Annotated in this window: 13 protein-coding genes; 8 read left to right on the top strand and 5 right to left on the bottom strand. The window is 64.1% G+C overall.

Annotated elements, in window-relative coordinates; translation table 11 throughout:
• Nucleotides 1–36: 36 nt before the first annotated feature.
• Nucleotides 37–1,257 (bottom strand): hypothetical protein, encoded by a 1,221-nt coding sequence (locus BG83_RS0105370; RefSeq protein ID WP_024975758.1) that lies wholly within the window; start codon nucleotides 1,255–1,257, stop codon nucleotides 37–39.
• 86 nt (nucleotides 1,258–1,343) lie between these two features.
• Between BG83_RS0105370 and BG83_RS0105365 the strand changes: the two genes are divergently transcribed.
• Complete coding sequence (locus BG83_RS0105365; protein WP_024975757.1) at nucleotides 1,344–2,114, top strand: DUF899 domain-containing protein; 771 nt, start codon at nucleotides 1,344–1,346, stop codon at nucleotides 2,112–2,114.
• The gene (locus BG83_RS0105360; RefSeq protein WP_024975756.1) at nucleotides 2,089–2,862 is read left to right on the top strand and encodes a DUF2182 domain-containing protein; all 774 of its coding nucleotides are present in this window, start codon (nucleotides 2,089–2,091) and stop codon (nucleotides 2,860–2,862) included. The genes BG83_RS0105365 and BG83_RS0105360 overlap by 26 nt, the downstream gene beginning before the upstream one ends.
• A gap of 45 nt (nucleotides 2,863–2,907) precedes the next feature.
• Here the strand turns inward: BG83_RS0105360 and BG83_RS0105355 are convergent, their stop codons facing one another.
• The 4 genes from BG83_RS0105355 to BG83_RS0105340 all read right to left on the bottom strand — a co-directional run bounded on the left by BG83_RS0105355 (nucleotide 2,908) and on the right by BG83_RS0105340 (nucleotide 7,687).
• Entirely contained in the window at nucleotides 2,908–4,419 is a 1,512-nt protein-coding gene (locus BG83_RS0105355) for a UxaA family hydrolase (RefSeq protein WP_037031598.1), read from the bottom strand.
• A 14-nt stretch (nucleotides 4,420–4,433) separates the two neighbouring features.
• Complete coding sequence (locus BG83_RS0105350) at nucleotides 4,434–5,561, bottom strand: D-mannonate oxidoreductase (RefSeq protein ID WP_024975754.1); 1,128 nt, start codon at nucleotides 5,559–5,561, stop codon at nucleotides 4,434–4,436.
• Nucleotides 5,562–5,565: 4 nt separating this feature from the next.
• Nucleotides 5,566–6,573, bottom strand: a complete 1,008-nt coding sequence (locus BG83_RS0105345; RefSeq protein ID WP_024975753.1) for a zinc-binding alcohol dehydrogenase family protein — start codon at nucleotides 6,571–6,573, stop codon at nucleotides 5,566–5,568.
• Nucleotides 6,574–6,979: 406 nt separating this feature from the next.
• The gene (locus BG83_RS0105340; protein ID WP_024975752.1) at nucleotides 6,980–7,687 is read right to left on the bottom strand and encodes a FadR/GntR family transcriptional regulator; all 708 of its coding nucleotides are present in this window, start codon (nucleotides 7,685–7,687) and stop codon (nucleotides 6,980–6,982) included.
• Between the two features lie 297 nt (nucleotides 7,688–7,984).
• Here BG83_RS0105340 and BG83_RS0105335 point away from each other — a divergent pair, with 297 nt between their 5' ends.
• The 6 genes from BG83_RS0105335 (at nucleotide 7,985) to BG83_RS0105310 (ending at nucleotide 14,588) form a co-directional block, all read left to right on the top strand.
• Nucleotides 7,985–9,481 (top strand): sugar ABC transporter ATP-binding protein, encoded by a 1,497-nt coding sequence (locus tag BG83_RS0105335; protein WP_235193160.1) that lies wholly within the window; start codon nucleotides 7,985–7,987, stop codon nucleotides 9,479–9,481.
• A complete protein-coding gene (locus BG83_RS0105330) occupies nucleotides 9,474–10,505 on the top strand; it encodes an ABC transporter permease (RefSeq protein WP_024975750.1) in 1,032 nt (343 codons plus the stop codon). Before BG83_RS0105335 ends, BG83_RS0105330 begins: the two co-directional genes overlap by 8 nt.
• Nucleotides 10,506–10,540: 35 nt before the next feature.
• The gene (locus BG83_RS0105325; RefSeq protein ID WP_024975749.1) at nucleotides 10,541–11,488 is read left to right on the top strand and encodes an ABC transporter substrate-binding protein; all 948 of its coding nucleotides are present in this window, start codon (nucleotides 10,541–10,543) and stop codon (nucleotides 11,486–11,488) included.
• A 140-nt stretch (nucleotides 11,489–11,628) separates the two neighbouring features.
• Entirely contained in the window at nucleotides 11,629–12,378 is a 750-nt protein-coding gene (locus BG83_RS0105320; protein WP_024975748.1) for an SDR family oxidoreductase, read from the top strand.
• Between the two features lie 36 nt (nucleotides 12,379–12,414).
• Entirely contained in the window at nucleotides 12,415–13,275 is an 861-nt protein-coding gene (locus tag BG83_RS0105315; protein ID WP_024975747.1) for a fumarylacetoacetate hydrolase family protein, read from the top strand.
• A gap of 35 nt (nucleotides 13,276–13,310) precedes the next feature.
• Nucleotides 13,311–14,588 (top strand): L-fuconate dehydratase, encoded by a 1,278-nt coding sequence (locus BG83_RS0105310; RefSeq protein ID WP_024975746.1) that lies wholly within the window; start codon nucleotides 13,311–13,313, stop codon nucleotides 14,586–14,588.
• Nucleotides 14,589–14,590: the final 2 nt, after the last annotated feature.

The raw sequence follows: 14,590 nt of genomic DNA, 5'->3' as shown, positions 1-14,590 counted from the left end.
GTTGGGCTCGCTGGATTCGGTTGTGGAGTTTTCATCCTAGTCACTTGGCAGCGGTGCGGGGAGTAACAAGGTGGTCGCGAATCCGGGTACCGGCGGCGTCACCCATCGTCGCGCGCGTCCACGTCCGAAGAACTGCACCTTGCCCGCGGCTGCCAGGGCGTCGAGGGCGCGCTGTACGGTGCGCTGGCTGGCACCAAGCGCCAACGCCAATGCGGAGCTGGACCACGATTCCCCATCGGCCAGACAGGCCAACACGGCGGCATATGGCTCGTCGACGGGTTGCGCGAGGACGACCACGCTCTGTGCCGCGTGCGCTTGCAGTGCGAATCCGTGCCGGGTCGCCTTGACCGTGCCTAACGCAGCAAGCGCGGTGCGCAAACGTCCGATCTCCACGCGCAGGCGCACGCGGTGCGATTCGTCGGGATGTCGGGTGCGGAATGCCCGGGCGATGAGGGCGTCTCTGGGCACGTCTTCCGGCCACGCCTCTGCCAATGCACGTGCCAGCGTGAACAGCACGGGCCGCGTGGCGAGCGGGACGAACGCATCGGTCTGCCGCACGGCGAGCCGGCATGCGTCCACCACGAGCGCGTCTGAAGCAAAGAGGGCTTCGACCTCTTCAAGGCGCAGAACGCGCTCCTCGCCGCGTGAGATCAGCCGCGCGGCCGGTGCGCTCAATGCAAGGGCGGCACGTTCGACTTCGGCGGTGAGGGTCTGGATACCGGCCTGACGCGCGGCGAGATCAGCGTCGGCCAAGGCGGCACGCGCGGCAGTCGTCTGCAGGCGCCGGATGGCAATCCCCGCGACGACGAGCGCGTGAGCCGCCCGCAATACCGGCGGAAGACGCGCCGGATTGAGCGCAGCCAGCGCGGCCTCTGCATCGTCCAGGCGGCCGATTAGCAGAAGACGGCGGATGCTGAGATACCGCGCATGCGCAGCGTTGACGTGATCGCCATGGGCCTCCAGCGTGGCGCATGCCGCGTCGAGGGTTTTGGCGGGCCAGCCAAGATCGCGCGAGGCGAGGGCGACTTCGGCTTCCGCGACGACGCAGCGTGCGCGTGCCAGCGCCTCCCGAGAGCCGAATGCGCGCGCCGCGCGACGCAGCAACAGCTTGGCGCGCGCTAGGTCACCGAGCTGCGCCATTGCGATGCCGCGCAAGGCCAGTGCGGCCGCGTCGTCACGCAGGGCGACGCGGTTCAGTGCTCCGAACGGGTCACCGGCAGCGAGTGCGCGGGCTGCAGCCGTGATCAATGAATCCATTCGAATCCCGCCACACTTGTCACTCCCGCCGTTTGAGGTCGGCGCCTAATCTAGCACACGACCACTCACCCAAAACGGAGGTAAGCATGAGTGCAACACACCCCACAGCAACCCGCGCAAGTTGGCTGGCAGAGCGCATTGAACTGCTCAAGGCCGAGAAGGAACTCACCCGCCGCAGCGATGAGCTCGCACGCCGCCGGCAGGCACTGCCATGGGTGCGCATCGACAAAACCTATCGCTTTGAAACCGAGAACGGCAGCGCCTCGCTGGCCGATCTGTTTGGCGGGCGCTCGCAACTGCTCGTGTATCACTTCATGTTCGGGCCGGACTATAAGGCGGGCTGCCCATCGTGCTCGATGATTGCCGACGGCTTTGACGGTTTCGTCACGCATCTGGCGAATCACGACGTGACGCTGCTGGCAGTGTCGCGCGGGCCGCTGGCCAAGCTGATCGAGTATCGCGAGCGGATGGGCTGGACCTTTCCGTGGGTGTCGTCGGTTGGCAGCGATTTCAACTACGACTTCAACGTCTCGATCTCGGAAGAGCAGCAGCGCGCCGGCAACTCCGACTACAACTACGTGCGCGGCAGCCACGTGATGGATGCATCCGACTTGCCCGAACCTGTGCAGCAGTTCGCCAGCATGTGCGGCACCGACGCGCCCACCTACGTGCGCGACCGGCCTGGCATGAGCGCGTTCGTGCTGGAAGACGGCGTCGTGTACCACACGTATTCGACCTACGCGCGTGGCCTCGATGGCTTGTGGGGTGCATACCAGTGGCTCGATCGCGCGCCGCTGGGCCGCAATGAAACCGGTGTCTGGTGGCGTCGCCATGACGAGTACGCTCAGCAGCGTTGAACTGCCACGCGAGCAAGCAGTGTCCGAGCGCGGCTTCCTGGCCGTCTCGGCATTGCTGTTCATCGGCAGCGCGGCAGCGACGGTGGCATGGTGCACCGCCATGCCCGGCATGGCCGAGATGCCAATGGCCTGGATGCCGATGTGCGGTCAGACGTGGTGGAGCTTTGCCGCGTCCTTCATTTGCATGTGGACGGTGATGATGGTGGCGATGATGCTGCCGACATTGCTGCCGATGCTGCGGCGGTATCGCGTTGCGCTTCACCTTGCGGGCAAGCCGAATGTTGATGCGCACACCGCGTTGGCAGGCACGGCGTACTTTGCCGTGTGGGGGCTGATCGGCGCGATGGTCTTTGCGCTGGAGGCGGCGGTGGCCGAGCTTGAAATGACATCGCCCGTGCTAGCGCGCGCGTTGCCGGCTGCCGCCGGTGCAGTCGTTCTTGCGGCCGGCGCACTGCAGTTCAGTGCATGGAAGGCGCGGCAGCTTGCAGAGTGCCGAGTGGTGCCCGCGCCGGGCAGTACAGCGTGGCGACATGGCTTACGGCTCGGCATGCGCTGCGCCAGCTCTTGCGCGGGCTTGACGGCAATCCTGCTCGTGGCCGGCGTCATGGATCTGCGAGCAATGGCGGCGGTGTCAGCGGCGATTACGCTGGAGCGCCTGGCACCCGACGGAGACCGCGTAGCCCGCTGCATTGGTGCTGTGGCCATCGTGGCGGGGTTGCTCCAAGTGGCCTCCGCCGCGTTGCCATGATCGGCCGTATCGCTTATTGCCGGTCAGGTGTGCTCGGCACTTGCCTTACATCACCGCGCCAAGCTGCCACGGTACGAACTCGTTGTCGCCCAGGCCGTTGAGTTCGCTCTTGGTGTGGTTGCCCGAGGCGGTGGCCAGTATCAGCTGGAACAGCGCCTGGCCGGCTTGTGCAATGCTGAGGCGGCCATCGACGATGCCGCCGCAGTCGTAGTCCATGTCCAGTTCCATGTGCCGGAAGAGCGTGCTGTTGGTGGCCAGCTTCAAGGAGGGTACCGGCTTGCAGCCATAGGTGGAGCCTCGGCCCGTTGTGAAGCAGATCAGGTTGGCGCCGCCGGCGACTTGGCCGGTGGCCGAGACAGGGTCGTAGCCGGGCGTGTCCATGAAGACGAGGCCGTGCGCCTGCACCGGCTGGGCGTATTCATACACGGCCATCAGTCCGCTGCTGCCGCCCTTGGCAACCGCGCCGAGCGATTTTTCCAGGATGGTCGTGACGCCACCGGCCTTGTTGCCGGGCGAAGGGTTGTTGTTCATGTCGGCGCCCAGCGTGCTGGTGTAATGCTCCCACCAGGTCAGCCGTTGCATCAACGCGTCGGCCACGGCAGGCGTCGCAGCGCGCGCAGTCAACAGGTGTTCTGCGCCATAGATCTCGGGCGTTTCGGATAGCACTGCGGTGCCCCCGTGTCGCACCAGCAAATCCACCGCCGCGCCCAGCGCAGGGTTGGCGCTGATGCCCGAGTAGCCGTCCGATCCGCCGCATTGCAGGCCCACCGTCAGGTGGCTTGCCGAGACGGTGCTGCGTTGTGCCCGATTCGCGATCGGCAGCATGTCGCGCAGCATGGTCAAGCCGGCAGCAATCGCCTCACGCGTGCCGCCTTCTTCCTGAATCGTCAGCGATGCGAACAGCCCCGGTGTGCGGGCGCCCAGCATCTGCACAAGCGGTGCCACCTGATTGACTTCGCAACCAAGGCCAACGATCAGCACGCCGGCAAAGTTTGGGTGGTCGGCATAGCCGCGCAGCGTGCGCTGCAGCAGTTCCAGCCCTTCGCCGTTGCCGGCCATCCCGCAGCCGCTGCCGTGCGTGATGGCGACAATGCCATCCACGTTGGGAAACGCGACCACCTCTGCCTGCGCCGCCTGCACGATATGCCGGCACACCGTGGCCGAGCAGTTCACGCTGGAGATGACGCCGATGAAATTGCGCGTGCCGACGCGGCCATCTGCCCGCACATACCCTTCGAACGTGGCGGGCGTGTCGACCGGCACGGTGGCGCGATACGCGTGGCCCACAGTGTGCTCGGCGGCTGAGTTGGCCATGCCGACGTTGTGTACGTGAACGTGTTCCCCCATGCGGATGGGCGCCGTGGCCACGCCGATGACTTGCCCATACTTGTGCACCGGTTGCCCCGCTGCGATGTCGCGCAACGCGACCTTGTGGCCAGCGGGAATGGCATCGCGGGTGGTCAACCCCGCGTCGAGTGCCGCGCCGGGCGCCAGCGCAACACGCGCGACGGCCACGTCGTCGTCGGGGGCAAGAAGGATGAGGGATGCGTCGGACATGGTGCTTTGCAGGTTCAATTCGGATTGGCCAGCGCGGCGTTCAGGCGCGGCTGGGCGAGGTGCAAGCCCAACTGCCGCGTCAGCGCGACGATGGGCGCGAGGCGCCGCAGCTTCTTCTGCGCATGGTTCTGCGCGATATCGGCGAGGCGGTGGGCAAGATAGGGGTTCAACAGCCGTTCGCGCAGCAAGACGAGATAGGCCTCGGCGGCTTCGCGCTTGTGCAGGGCGGCGAATACAGGAACGATCTCGTCGCGCCACAGCGCTTCCAGCTCCGGCCGCAGGCGTGGGTCTTCCATGGCCTGCGCGACAGTCAGATCGGCGGGATGCGCATCTTCGCGCCAACGCTCGGCCAGAAAGGTGTGGCCCGCGTTGAGCAGAAAGAGCTTGAGCCGCTCGTGGTGATCCAGTTCATCCGTCAGCACGATGGCCGGATGCGTGCATGGCAGCACCAGCCCGGGGCGGCGCTCGATGGCCCACAGCGCGTACGGTTCAGCCACGGCGCCCACGGGGTGCAATGCCTCGGAGACGATGCGGTCTACGAGCGAGTTGGCCCACACGCAATGCGTGCGCAGCCAATCGATGAACGCGGCGGGCAGCGCCCATTGCTGTGCCAGCGCGCAGACCGTTGCGCAGAGCGTGTCGCCGTTGCGCTCGATCAGTTCGCACGGAAACAGCGACAGCGGTGCCTGCGGCTGTCGCAGCCAGCGGCCGAGCAGCAGCGCCACCAGTTTGGCAGGGAAGCTGCGTGGCACGCGCGATGGCTGCTGCATCAAGCTGGCATCATCGCGCGGGTCGAGCTGGTAGCCCTGGTCGGCCGTGTTCGACACCACGACCTGCACGTGTGTTGCCATGGCCTCGCGCAGCTGTTCCCAGTCGGACTCGGCCCGAAGGGCGCGCTGCACGGCGCGGCAGGTGACGGTTTGGTCGATGGGTGTACCGTCTCGTAAGCCGCGAATGCGCACCGGATAACCCTCACCGCCTGCAAGCGCCGCCACACGCGCTGCGCTGGCCGGGTTGGATGTGGTCTGCACGACGGTTATCCCGCCCAGTGCTTGTCCGGCATCGAGCGCTTCCGACACGAACAAGTCGACGTGCGCCTGCAGGAAGCGGCTGGTGCCGAACTGGAGGATCGGCTCGGTCATGCGCTCAGCACTCCACGATGGCCTTCACCACGCCGGCGGCGGGGTCGAGCAGCGTCTTGAAGTGCTCGGGCACGTCCGCCAGCGCCATGCGGTGCGTGTTCAGCGCGGTCGGAATCTTGCCCGCACGCATGGCGTCGAGCACGGTTTCAAAATCTTCGGTGGTGGCGTTGCGGCTGGCGAGCAGCGTGGTCTCGCGTTTGTGGAATTCCGGATCGGAGAACGAGATGTTGGCCGCCACCACCGAGATCAGCACATACGTGCCGGCATGCGCAACAAAGCGCAAGCCGCGCTCCATGGCTTTCGGATTGCCCGTGGCATCGAAGACGACGTCATAAAACTCATTGGCCGTGAGCGCACTGAGTTGCGCTTCGTCGGTATCGCCCAGCGCAACGCTGGCGTCCATACCAAGTCGCTCCATCGCAAAGGCGAGGCGATCCGCACGGGAGTCCAGCGCCGTGACCGTCGCGCCGCGCAGCTTGGCGAAGATCATGGCCGCCATGCCGATCGGGCCGGCGCCTACCACCAGCACGCGCTGCCCAGCGCGCACCTGCGCACGACGCACCGCGTGCGCCCCAATGGCCAGGAATTCCACCATCGCGGCCTGATCCAGGCTCACGCCGTCCGCCTTGTGCACGAAGGCTTGCGGCACGCTCAGGTATTCAGTGAACGCCCCGTCGCGATGCACACCCAGTACCTGGATGTTGACGCAGCAGTTTGTCCGGCCCTGGCGGCACGCCACGCAGTGCCCGCACGACAGGTAGGGCATCACGTACACCACGTCGCCCTTGGCAAGCGCGCTGCCGGGCGGTGCCTGTTCGACGATGCCCGACAGTTCATGCCCCATCACGCGCGGGTAATTGAGGTAAGGCTGGTTGCCCGTAAAGATGTGCAGGTCGGTACCGCACACCCCCACGCGTTTGACGCGCAGCAGTACCTCACCGTCGGCGGGGCTGGGGACCGGCCGGTCCTGTGCAACCAGGGCGCCTGGTGTTTCGCACACGACGGTCAGCATGATGTGGCTCCGCCCGAAGTGGCGTCGCCAGTCTCCGCTTGACGGAGCCGTTGAAGAAGTTGCGTATGGGCGCGTGGCGATGGCAAACAGTGGGTCACCTTCCGGTCTCCTTGAGTGGATGAGGTGAGGTTTGATTGCGCGCGTGCACTGCACCAAGTTGAAGGAATCAATTCGCACATCTTGGGCAACTGGTCATGCCAAACAGGCCTCACCTATTGGTCAGACCAATTTAACATCTTGCGGGAAAATCCTTGATGGGGGAAACCCTGATGCTGAAAATCCCTTGTTTTCAAGGGGGAAAGGCGAGGTAGTCTGAAATTTGGTCAGACCGCATTGGGCGGGAGCGATGGGGCGGGGAGGGAAGGATTGCGCGGCTGCGGGCGGGCCGCGCATGGGGTGAGGGCGGTTACTGTGCGCTGTCTTGCTGAATGGCGCCCGCGATCCAGCGTTCTTCCGACGCCTTTAAGTGCGCGCGCATGGCGGTTTGCGCCGCGATGGGATCGCCCGCCTGCAACGCCTTCAGAATCTCTTCGTGTTCGTGCACCGCCGCATGCCAGCTTGATTCGCCCTCTGCATGGTCGCGGATGGCCATGGCCAGCGGGTCATGGCGACTATCGAACAGCTCGGCCACGAATCGGCTGAGGACCGAATTGCCGGCGGTCTCGGCAATCAGCATGTGGAACTGGCGGTCGGCATCGGTGGGCGACTTCCCCCCCGATGCAAGTTTCTTCATGCGGTCGATGGTGCGCTGGAGCTTGTCGAGCGTGGCCGCCGTCAGGCGCCCCGTGGCGAGCGTGATCACGTCGCCTTCAAGAACGGCCCGGGCTTGCATCAGTTCGGAGGGGCTTTCGCCCAGCGACGGAATGGCCGCATTCTCGCTCGCCGCGCTTGCGTCTTGCACATACACACCGGAACCCATGCGGATCTCAACCTGGCCGCCAATCTCCAGGGCGATCAATGCCTCGCGCAGCGACGGGCGCGATACGCCCAGCGTCTGCGCCAGTTCGCGCTCGGGAGGCAAGCGTGTGCCCGGTCCGAGCTTTTCCTGTTGGATCAGCGCGAGAATCTGCGCGGCTACAGATTGGTAAAGCCGCTTTGGCTCTGTCTGCTTCATTGTGGTGTGTTTTTTGGCGCGGGCGTTGCCGCGCATGGATGTGCTTCGAGTCTAGCATGGGCACCGCCAGCCGTTGTCTAGACTGGTGTCAGCAACACTTCAGGGTTTGCACTAGTGGTCAGGCAGGTACGTTATAAGTGATATTGGTTTGACCAAAAAATGCTTGGCTTGCTCGAATCGCTCCAAACTGGACTTACCAGTGCGTCGAGCGGAAGATCAGAGCCTCGCAACACAACGGAGACCACGATGAGCAGTGCTGATGCCGTGCCCACGCACGTAAGCAGCTCCAGATCGTCGATGTTGCAAGAGATTCTTTGCTTGCAGCGCATCGGCAAACGCTTTCCCGGCGTCGTTGCGCTGGATGGTGTGGATCTGGATCTGCGCGTGGGCGAAGTCCATGCCGTCTGCGGCGAGAACGGTGCCGGCAAATCCACCCTGATGAAAATCATCAGCGGCCAGTACACCGCAGACGATGGCGTCATCTCGTACCGGGGTGAAGCGGTGCGGTTTGCGTCGACATCCGAGGCGCAGGCGGCCGGCATTGCGATCATCCATCAGGAGCTGAATCTCGTGCCGCATCTGTCGGTGGCAGAGAACATCTTCCTGGCGCGCGAGCCCAAGCGCGGCCCGTTCATTGATTACCGCAAGCTCAACACTAACGCACGGAGCTATCTGCAGCGGATCGGTCTGGCCGTCGAGCCGACCACGCTGGTCAGCGCGCTGTCGATCGCGCAGCAACAGATGGTGGAGATTGCCAAGGCGCTCTCGCTCAACGCGCGTGTGCTGATCATGGACGAGCCCACGTCTTCGCTCACGGAATCCGAAACTGTTCAGCTGTTTCGCATCATCAAGGAGTTGCGCGCCGATGGCGTGGCGATTCTCTACATCTCGCACCGACTGGATGAGATGGCCGAGATCGTCGATCGCGTGACGGTGCTCCGTGACGGCCGCCATATCGCCACGAGCGATTTCGCTTCCACCAGTGTCAACGAGATCGTCGCGCGGATGGTCGGCCGCTCACTCGACGATGTCTTTCCCGCGCGCAAATCGGTACCGACCGACGAGGTGTTGTTGCGCGTGAACGCACTGAGCCGCGCAGGCGTCTTCGGCCCGGTGTCGTTCGAGCTGCGCAAGGGCGAGATTCTCGGTTTTGCCGGCTTGATGGGCGCGGGGCGCACGGAGGTGGCGCGTGCCATTTTCGGAGCGGAACGGCTCGATTCCGGATCGATCAAGCTGGGCGACACGCCGGTCACGATCCGCTCCCCGCGCGAGGCCATCCGGCAAGGCATTGCCTACCTGTCAGAGGACAGAAAGAAGGACGGTCTGGCGTTGTCGATGCCGGTGGCCGTGAATATCACCCTGGCCAATGTCCGGGCGATTTCATCGCATGGCTTTCTGCGCTTTTCCGAAGAGACCGCCGTGGCGCAGCGCTACGTGCGCGAGCTGAACATCCGCACGCCGTCCGTCGGGCAGACGGTGCGCAATCTCTCAGGCGGCAATCAACAGAAGATCGTGATCGGCAAATGGCTGTATCGCGGTTCGCGCATCCTGTTTTTCGATGAGCCGACGCGGGGCATCGACGTCGGCGCCAAGTACGCGATTTATGGGCTGATGGACGAACTCGCCGCCGACGGTGTCGGTGTCGTGCTGATCAGCTCGGAGCTGCCGGAACTGCTGGGCATGACAGATCGAATTGCCGTCTTTCATGAAGGCCGCATTACCGCAGTCCTGGAAACACGGAAGACAAACCAGGAAGAAATTCTGCATTACGCATCAGGAAGAACACATGCTTGAAATGACATCAGATCAGCCGCAGGCCGTGAAAAAGCAGAGCAAGCAACACCATCGGGACCTGATCCAAAAGTTTGCAGCGCTCGGTAGCCTGGTGGCGCTTGTGATTGCGTTTTCCGCAACCAGCGCGGCCTTCTTTTCGGTCGGCAACTTCATGACCGTCGCACTGCAGGTCACGTCGATTGCCTACCTGGGCGTCGCCGCCACGTGCGTGATCATCACCGGTGGCATTGACTTGTCGGTGGGCTCGGTGCTGGCGCTCTCTGGCGTGGTGGCGGCCTTGCTCGTCAAGATGGGCGTACCTGTTCCGATTGCCATGCTGGCCGGCGTGCTGGTTGGCGGCGTGTGCGGATGGGTCAACGGTATCTGTATCACCAGGATGGGCCTGCCGCCCTTTATTGCCACGCTGGGCATGATGCTGGTGGCGCGCGGCGTGGCCCTGCAGATCACGGGCGCCCGTCCTGTCTCGGGCCTGGGAGATGCTTTCGGCGAACTCGGCAACGGCGCACTGTTCCGCATCTCGCACATTGGGGCAGACGGCTTTCCGGACACGGTCTTCCCCGGCATTCCTTACCCGGTGGTGATCATGCTTGCGCTGTTCATCGCTGTCTCCGTGCTGCTCTCACGGACTTCACTGGGTCGCCACATCTATGCAGTCGGCTCGAACGCCGAAGCAGCTCGCTTGTCGGGTGTAAATGTGCAAGGCGTGAAGCTGTTCACGTATGTGCTATCGGGCTTGCTGGCAGGGATGGCCGGGTGCGTGCTGATGTCTCGCCTCGTGACCGCACAACCGAACGAGGGCGTGATGTACGAACTTGATGCGATTGCCAGCGCCGTCATCGGCGGGACGTCGCTGATGGGCGGTGTCGGAACGGTCTCGGGCACGGCCATTGGCGCGTTCGTGATCGGCGTGTTGCGCAACGGGCTCAACATGAACGGCGTATCGAGTTTTATCCAGCAGATCATCATCGGCGTGGTCATCCTTGGCACCGTCTGGATCGATCAGCTCAGAAACCGCAAGTTGTGAGTCGAGAAGTTCAAACCAAAACCAAGGAGTGAGACATGAAGAAGTTTTCCGTACTGGCGGTGGTTGCAGCAACGTGTGCACTGTTCTCTGCCTATGCGCAGGCGGCAGGCGGTGAAATTGCCGTGATCGTGAAATCGGCAAATTCCAACTACTGGCAGAACGTTCAGAAGGGCGCGACGGCCGCCATGGGCAACGCGAAGGGCTACACGATGACCTTCCAGGGGCCGGCAGCAGAATCGGCCATTGCCGACGAAGTGAACATGGTCGAGAACGCGGTCAACCGGCATGTCGCGGGCATTGTCCTCGCGCCGTCAGACCCGGATGCGCTGGTGCCGGCGATGAAGAAGGCATGGGAAGCGCACATCCCGGTGGTGCTGATCGACTCGATGGTGTCCGATTCAGGCAAGCAGTATTACCAGTCGTTCCTGTCGACCGATAACGCGAAGGCGGGTGAGTTGTGCGCGAAGGCGATGATCGAGGCCGTCGGCCAGACCGGCAAGATCGCGATCATGTCTTATGTGCCGGGCGCGGGGTCCGAAATCGGCCGCGTGGGCGGCTTCAAGAAATACATCGAGACGCATTCGAAGCTGCAGATCGTTGGGCCGTTCTACTCGCAATCGCAAATGGCAACGGCGCTGAACCAGACGACGGACGTGCTGGCCGCCAATCCCGATCTGAAGGGCATCTTTGGTGCGAACGAACCAACGGCGGTCGGGATGGGGCGCGCGCTGCAGCAGTCGGGCAAGAGCGGCAAGGTGGCGGCCATCGGCTTTGATGGCAACCAGGACCTGCAGGGCTTCGTGCGCGACGGCACGATCCGCGCAATCGCCGTCCAAAGCTCGTACCAGATGGGCTACAAGGGCATCGAAACGGTCGTCAGCGTGATCGAGAAGAAGCCCGTGCAGAAGCAGGTCGACACGGGCGTGATGATGGTCAACAAGCAGAACCTCGATTCGCCTGAGGCCAAGAACGTCCTGTACTGACGATTCATCGCAACAAGGGGCATGGCGGAGCGTCGTTCGCCGCCATGCCGGCTGAATCCCTTTCCTGAACGGCGCAGTGTTTTAACTCCATTGCCGGAATGGGCCACCGCCAACGTGGCCCGCGCCGGAACGCAGACGCAATGAGACTCCAAGGAAAACGCATCCTCGTGACGGCGGCTGGGCAGGGTATTGGCCGGGCGAGCGCGATGATGTTTGCAAGAGAGGGCGCGCAGGTGCTCGCCACCGATATCAATGCAGAGGCGTTGGCCACGCTGGCAGAGACCGCCGGCGTCCGCACCTTGCGCCTGGACGTGACGGACGCCAATGCCGTTGCCATCCTGGCACGCGAAGAAGCTGCTTTCGATGCGCTGTTCAACTGCGCGGGCTTCGTGCACCCCGGCAGCATCCTCGAATGTTCGGAGGACGACTGGGCGTTCTCGTGGCAGCTCAACGTGACATCGATGTACCGCCTGACGCGTGCGCTGTTGCCGAAGATGCTGGACAACGGCGGCGCGTCGATCATCAACATGGCCTCTGCCGCATCAAGCGTGAAGGGCGTACCGAACCGCTTCGTGTATGGCACGACCAAGGCCGCTGTCATCGGGATGACCAAGGCGATTGCCGCCGACTTTGTGGCGCGCGGCATTCGCTGCAACGCCATCTGCCCGGGCACGGTGGAGTCTCCCTCGCTCGAGCAGCGCATTGCCACGCAAGCGCAGGAACAGAACGTGCCGATCGACACCGTCCGCGCAGCCTTCGTTGCGCGCCAGCCGATGGGCCGCGTCGGCACGACAGACGAGATCGCCGCGCTGGCGACCTACCTGGCTTCGGATGAGTCCCGCTTCACGACCGGCACTTGCTGCGTGATCGACGGCGGCTGGTCCAACTGATTGGTTTGTTTGATTGCAGTCCACAAAGACAACACGATGAAACTCCTCCGCTACGGCCCCAAGGGCCAGGAAAAGCCCGGCCTGCTCGATGCACAAGGGCAAGTGCGCGACCTGTCCGCCGTGATTGACGACATCGGCGGCGCTGCGCTGCTGCCCGAGAGCCTGGCTCACCTGCGCACGCTGGACATCAGCCGCCTGCCCATCGTCGATGGCACGCCGCAAGCGGGCCTGCGCCTGGGCGCCTGCGTGGGCAACGTGGGCAAGTTCATCTGCATCGGGCTGAACTACTCCGACCATGCTGCTGAAACCGGCGCCGAAGTGCCGGCCGAGCCGGTCGTCTTCGGCAAATGGACCAGCGCCATCTGCGGCCCGGACGATGACGTTGAAATACCGCGTGGCTCGGTGAAGACCGATTGGGAAGTCGAGCTTGGCGTGGTGATCGGCAAGGGCGGCCGGTACATCAGCGAGGCGGATGCGCTCGCGCACGTGGCGGGCTACTGCGTCATCAACGATGTGTCGGAGCGCGAATACCAGCTCGAGCGCGGCGGCACGTGGGACAAGGGCAAGGGCTGCGACACCTTCGGCCCCATCGGCCCGTGGCTGGTCACCGCAGACGAGGTGCCCAACCCGCAAGCGCTGCATCTGTGGCTGGAGGTGGACGGGCATCGCTACCAGAACGGATCGACGTCGACCATGGTGTTTGGCGTGGCGCATCTGGTGAGCTACCTGAGCCGCTTCATGAGCCTGCAACCGGGCGATGTGATTTCCACCGGCACCCCGCCGGGCGTGGGGCTAGGGCAGAAGCCGCCGGTCTATCTGCGCGCCGGCCAGACCATGCGCCTGGGCATCCAGGGCTTGGGCGAGCAGTGCCAGCGCACGGTGAACGCGCAAGGCTGAAGGGCACGCATTCCGCAATCCCGAACACGATACTCATGACCATCATCCGATCCCTGCGCGTGCTGGACGTACGCTTTCCGACTTCCCAGCATCTCGATGGCTCCGACGCGATGAATCCGGACCCGGATTACTCCGCGGCCTACGTGATCCTGGAGACTGACCAGCCGGGCCTGGAAGGCCACGGCCTGACCTTCACCATCGGGCGCGGCAACGAGGTGTGCTGCGCTGCCATCGAGGCGATGCGTCATCTGGTGGAAGGGCTGGATCTCGACTGGATTCGTGAAGACATGGGCCGCTTCTGGCGCCACGTCACGTCCGACAGCCAGTTGCGCTGGATCGGCCCGGACAAGGGCGCCATCCATCTGGCGACGGGCGCCGTCGTCAATGCAGCGTGGGATCTGTGGGCCAAGGCCGAAGGCAAGCCGCTGTGGCGCCTGGTGGCCGATCTCACACCGGAAGCGTTCGTGCGCTGCATCGACTTCCGCTATATCACCGACGGCATCACGCCCGAAGAAGCGCTCGACCTGCTGCGCAAGCAGGCGCCCGGCAAGGCCGACCGCATTCGCACGCTGGAGCAGGAAGGCTACCCGTGCTACACCACGTCCGCCGGCTGGCTTGGCTATGACGACGACAAGCTGCGCCGCCTCTGCCGCGAGGCCGTCGACAGCGGTTTCCGCCATATCAAGCTCAAGGTCGGGCGCGATCTGAAGGACGACATTCGCCGCGTCTCGATCGCGCGCGAAGTGCTCGGGCCGGACCGCGAGCTGATGATCGATGCCAACCAGGTCTGGGAGGTCAAGGAGGCCATCGACTGGGTGCGCGAACTCGGTTTCGCCAAGCCGTGGTTCATTGAAGAGCCGACCAGCCCGGACGATGTGGAAGGCCATCGCAAGGTTCGCGAAGCCGTTGCCCCCGTCAAGGTGGCGACCGGCGAGATGTGCCAGAACCGCATTCTCTTCAAGCAGTTCATCATGCGCGGCGCCATCGATGTCGTGCAGATCGACGCGTGCCGGCTGGGCGGTGTGAACGAGATCCTGGCTGTGTTGCTGCTGGCCGCCAAGTACGGCTTGCCGGTGTGCCCGCATGCCGGCGGCGTGGGCCTGTGCGAGTACGTGCAGCACCTGTCGATGATCGACTACATCTGCGTGTCGGGCACGCGCGAAGGCCGCGTGGTCGAGTACGTCGACCACCTGCACGAGCACTTTGTCGACCCCTGCGTGGTACGCAACGCCGCCTATCTGCCGCCGCAGGCACCGGGTTTCTCCATCACGATGAAACCGGCATCGCTCGAGCAGTACCGCTTCCGAGGCTGATG

It is taken from the genome of Ralstonia pickettii, from assembly GCF_000607165.1.
Lineage (GTDB): Bacteria > Pseudomonadota > Gammaproteobacteria > Burkholderiales > Burkholderiaceae > Ralstonia > Ralstonia holmesii.
Note: the sequence above shows the minus strand (reverse complement) of the source record. Positions and strands in the feature narration are given on the sequence as shown.

Excerpts from the sequence above, each read along its gene's own strand:
- BG83_RS0105360 (WP_024975756.1), top strand. The coding sequence starts at position 2,089 with ATGACGAGTACGCTCAGCAGCGTTGAACTGCCACGCGAGCAAGCAGTG.
- BG83_RS0105365 (WP_024975757.1), top strand. The coding sequence starts at position 1,344 with ATGAGTGCAACACACCCCACAGCAACCCGCGCAAGTTGGCTGGCAGAG.
- BG83_RS0105370 (WP_024975758.1), bottom strand. The coding sequence starts at position 1,257 with ATGGATTCATTGATCACGGCTGCAGCCCGCGCACTCGCTGCCGGTGAC.
- BG83_RS0105330 (WP_024975750.1), top strand. The coding sequence starts at position 9,474 with ATGCTTGAAATGACATCAGATCAGCCGCAGGCCGTGAAAAAGCAGAGC.
- BG83_RS0105320 (WP_024975748.1), top strand. The coding sequence starts at position 11,629 with ATGAGACTCCAAGGAAAACGCATCCTCGTGACGGCGGCTGGGCAGGGT.
- BG83_RS0105315 (WP_024975747.1), top strand. The coding sequence starts at position 12,415 with ATGAAACTCCTCCGCTACGGCCCCAAGGGCCAGGAAAAGCCCGGCCTG.
- BG83_RS0105345 (WP_024975753.1), bottom strand. The coding sequence starts at position 6,573 with ATGCTGACCGTCGTGTGCGAAACACCAGGCGCCCTGGTTGCACAGGAC.
- BG83_RS0105310 (WP_024975746.1), top strand. The coding sequence starts at position 13,311 with ATGACCATCATCCGATCCCTGCGCGTGCTGGACGTACGCTTTCCGACT.
- BG83_RS0105350 (WP_024975754.1), bottom strand. The coding sequence starts at position 5,561 with ATGACCGAGCCGATCCTCCAGTTCGGCACCAGCCGCTTCCTGCAGGCG.
- BG83_RS0105325 (WP_024975749.1), top strand. The coding sequence starts at position 10,541 with ATGAAGAAGTTTTCCGTACTGGCGGTGGTTGCAGCAACGTGTGCACTG.
- BG83_RS0105340 (WP_024975752.1), bottom strand. The coding sequence starts at position 7,687 with ATGAAGCAGACAGAGCCAAAGCGGCTTTACCAATCTGTAGCCGCGCAG.
- BG83_RS0105335 (WP_235193160.1), top strand. The coding sequence starts at position 7,985 with ATGTTGCAAGAGATTCTTTGCTTGCAGCGCATCGGCAAACGCTTTCCC.
- BG83_RS0105355 (WP_037031598.1), bottom strand. The coding sequence starts at position 4,419 with ATGTCCGACGCATCCCTCATCCTTCTTGCCCCCGACGACGACGTGGCC.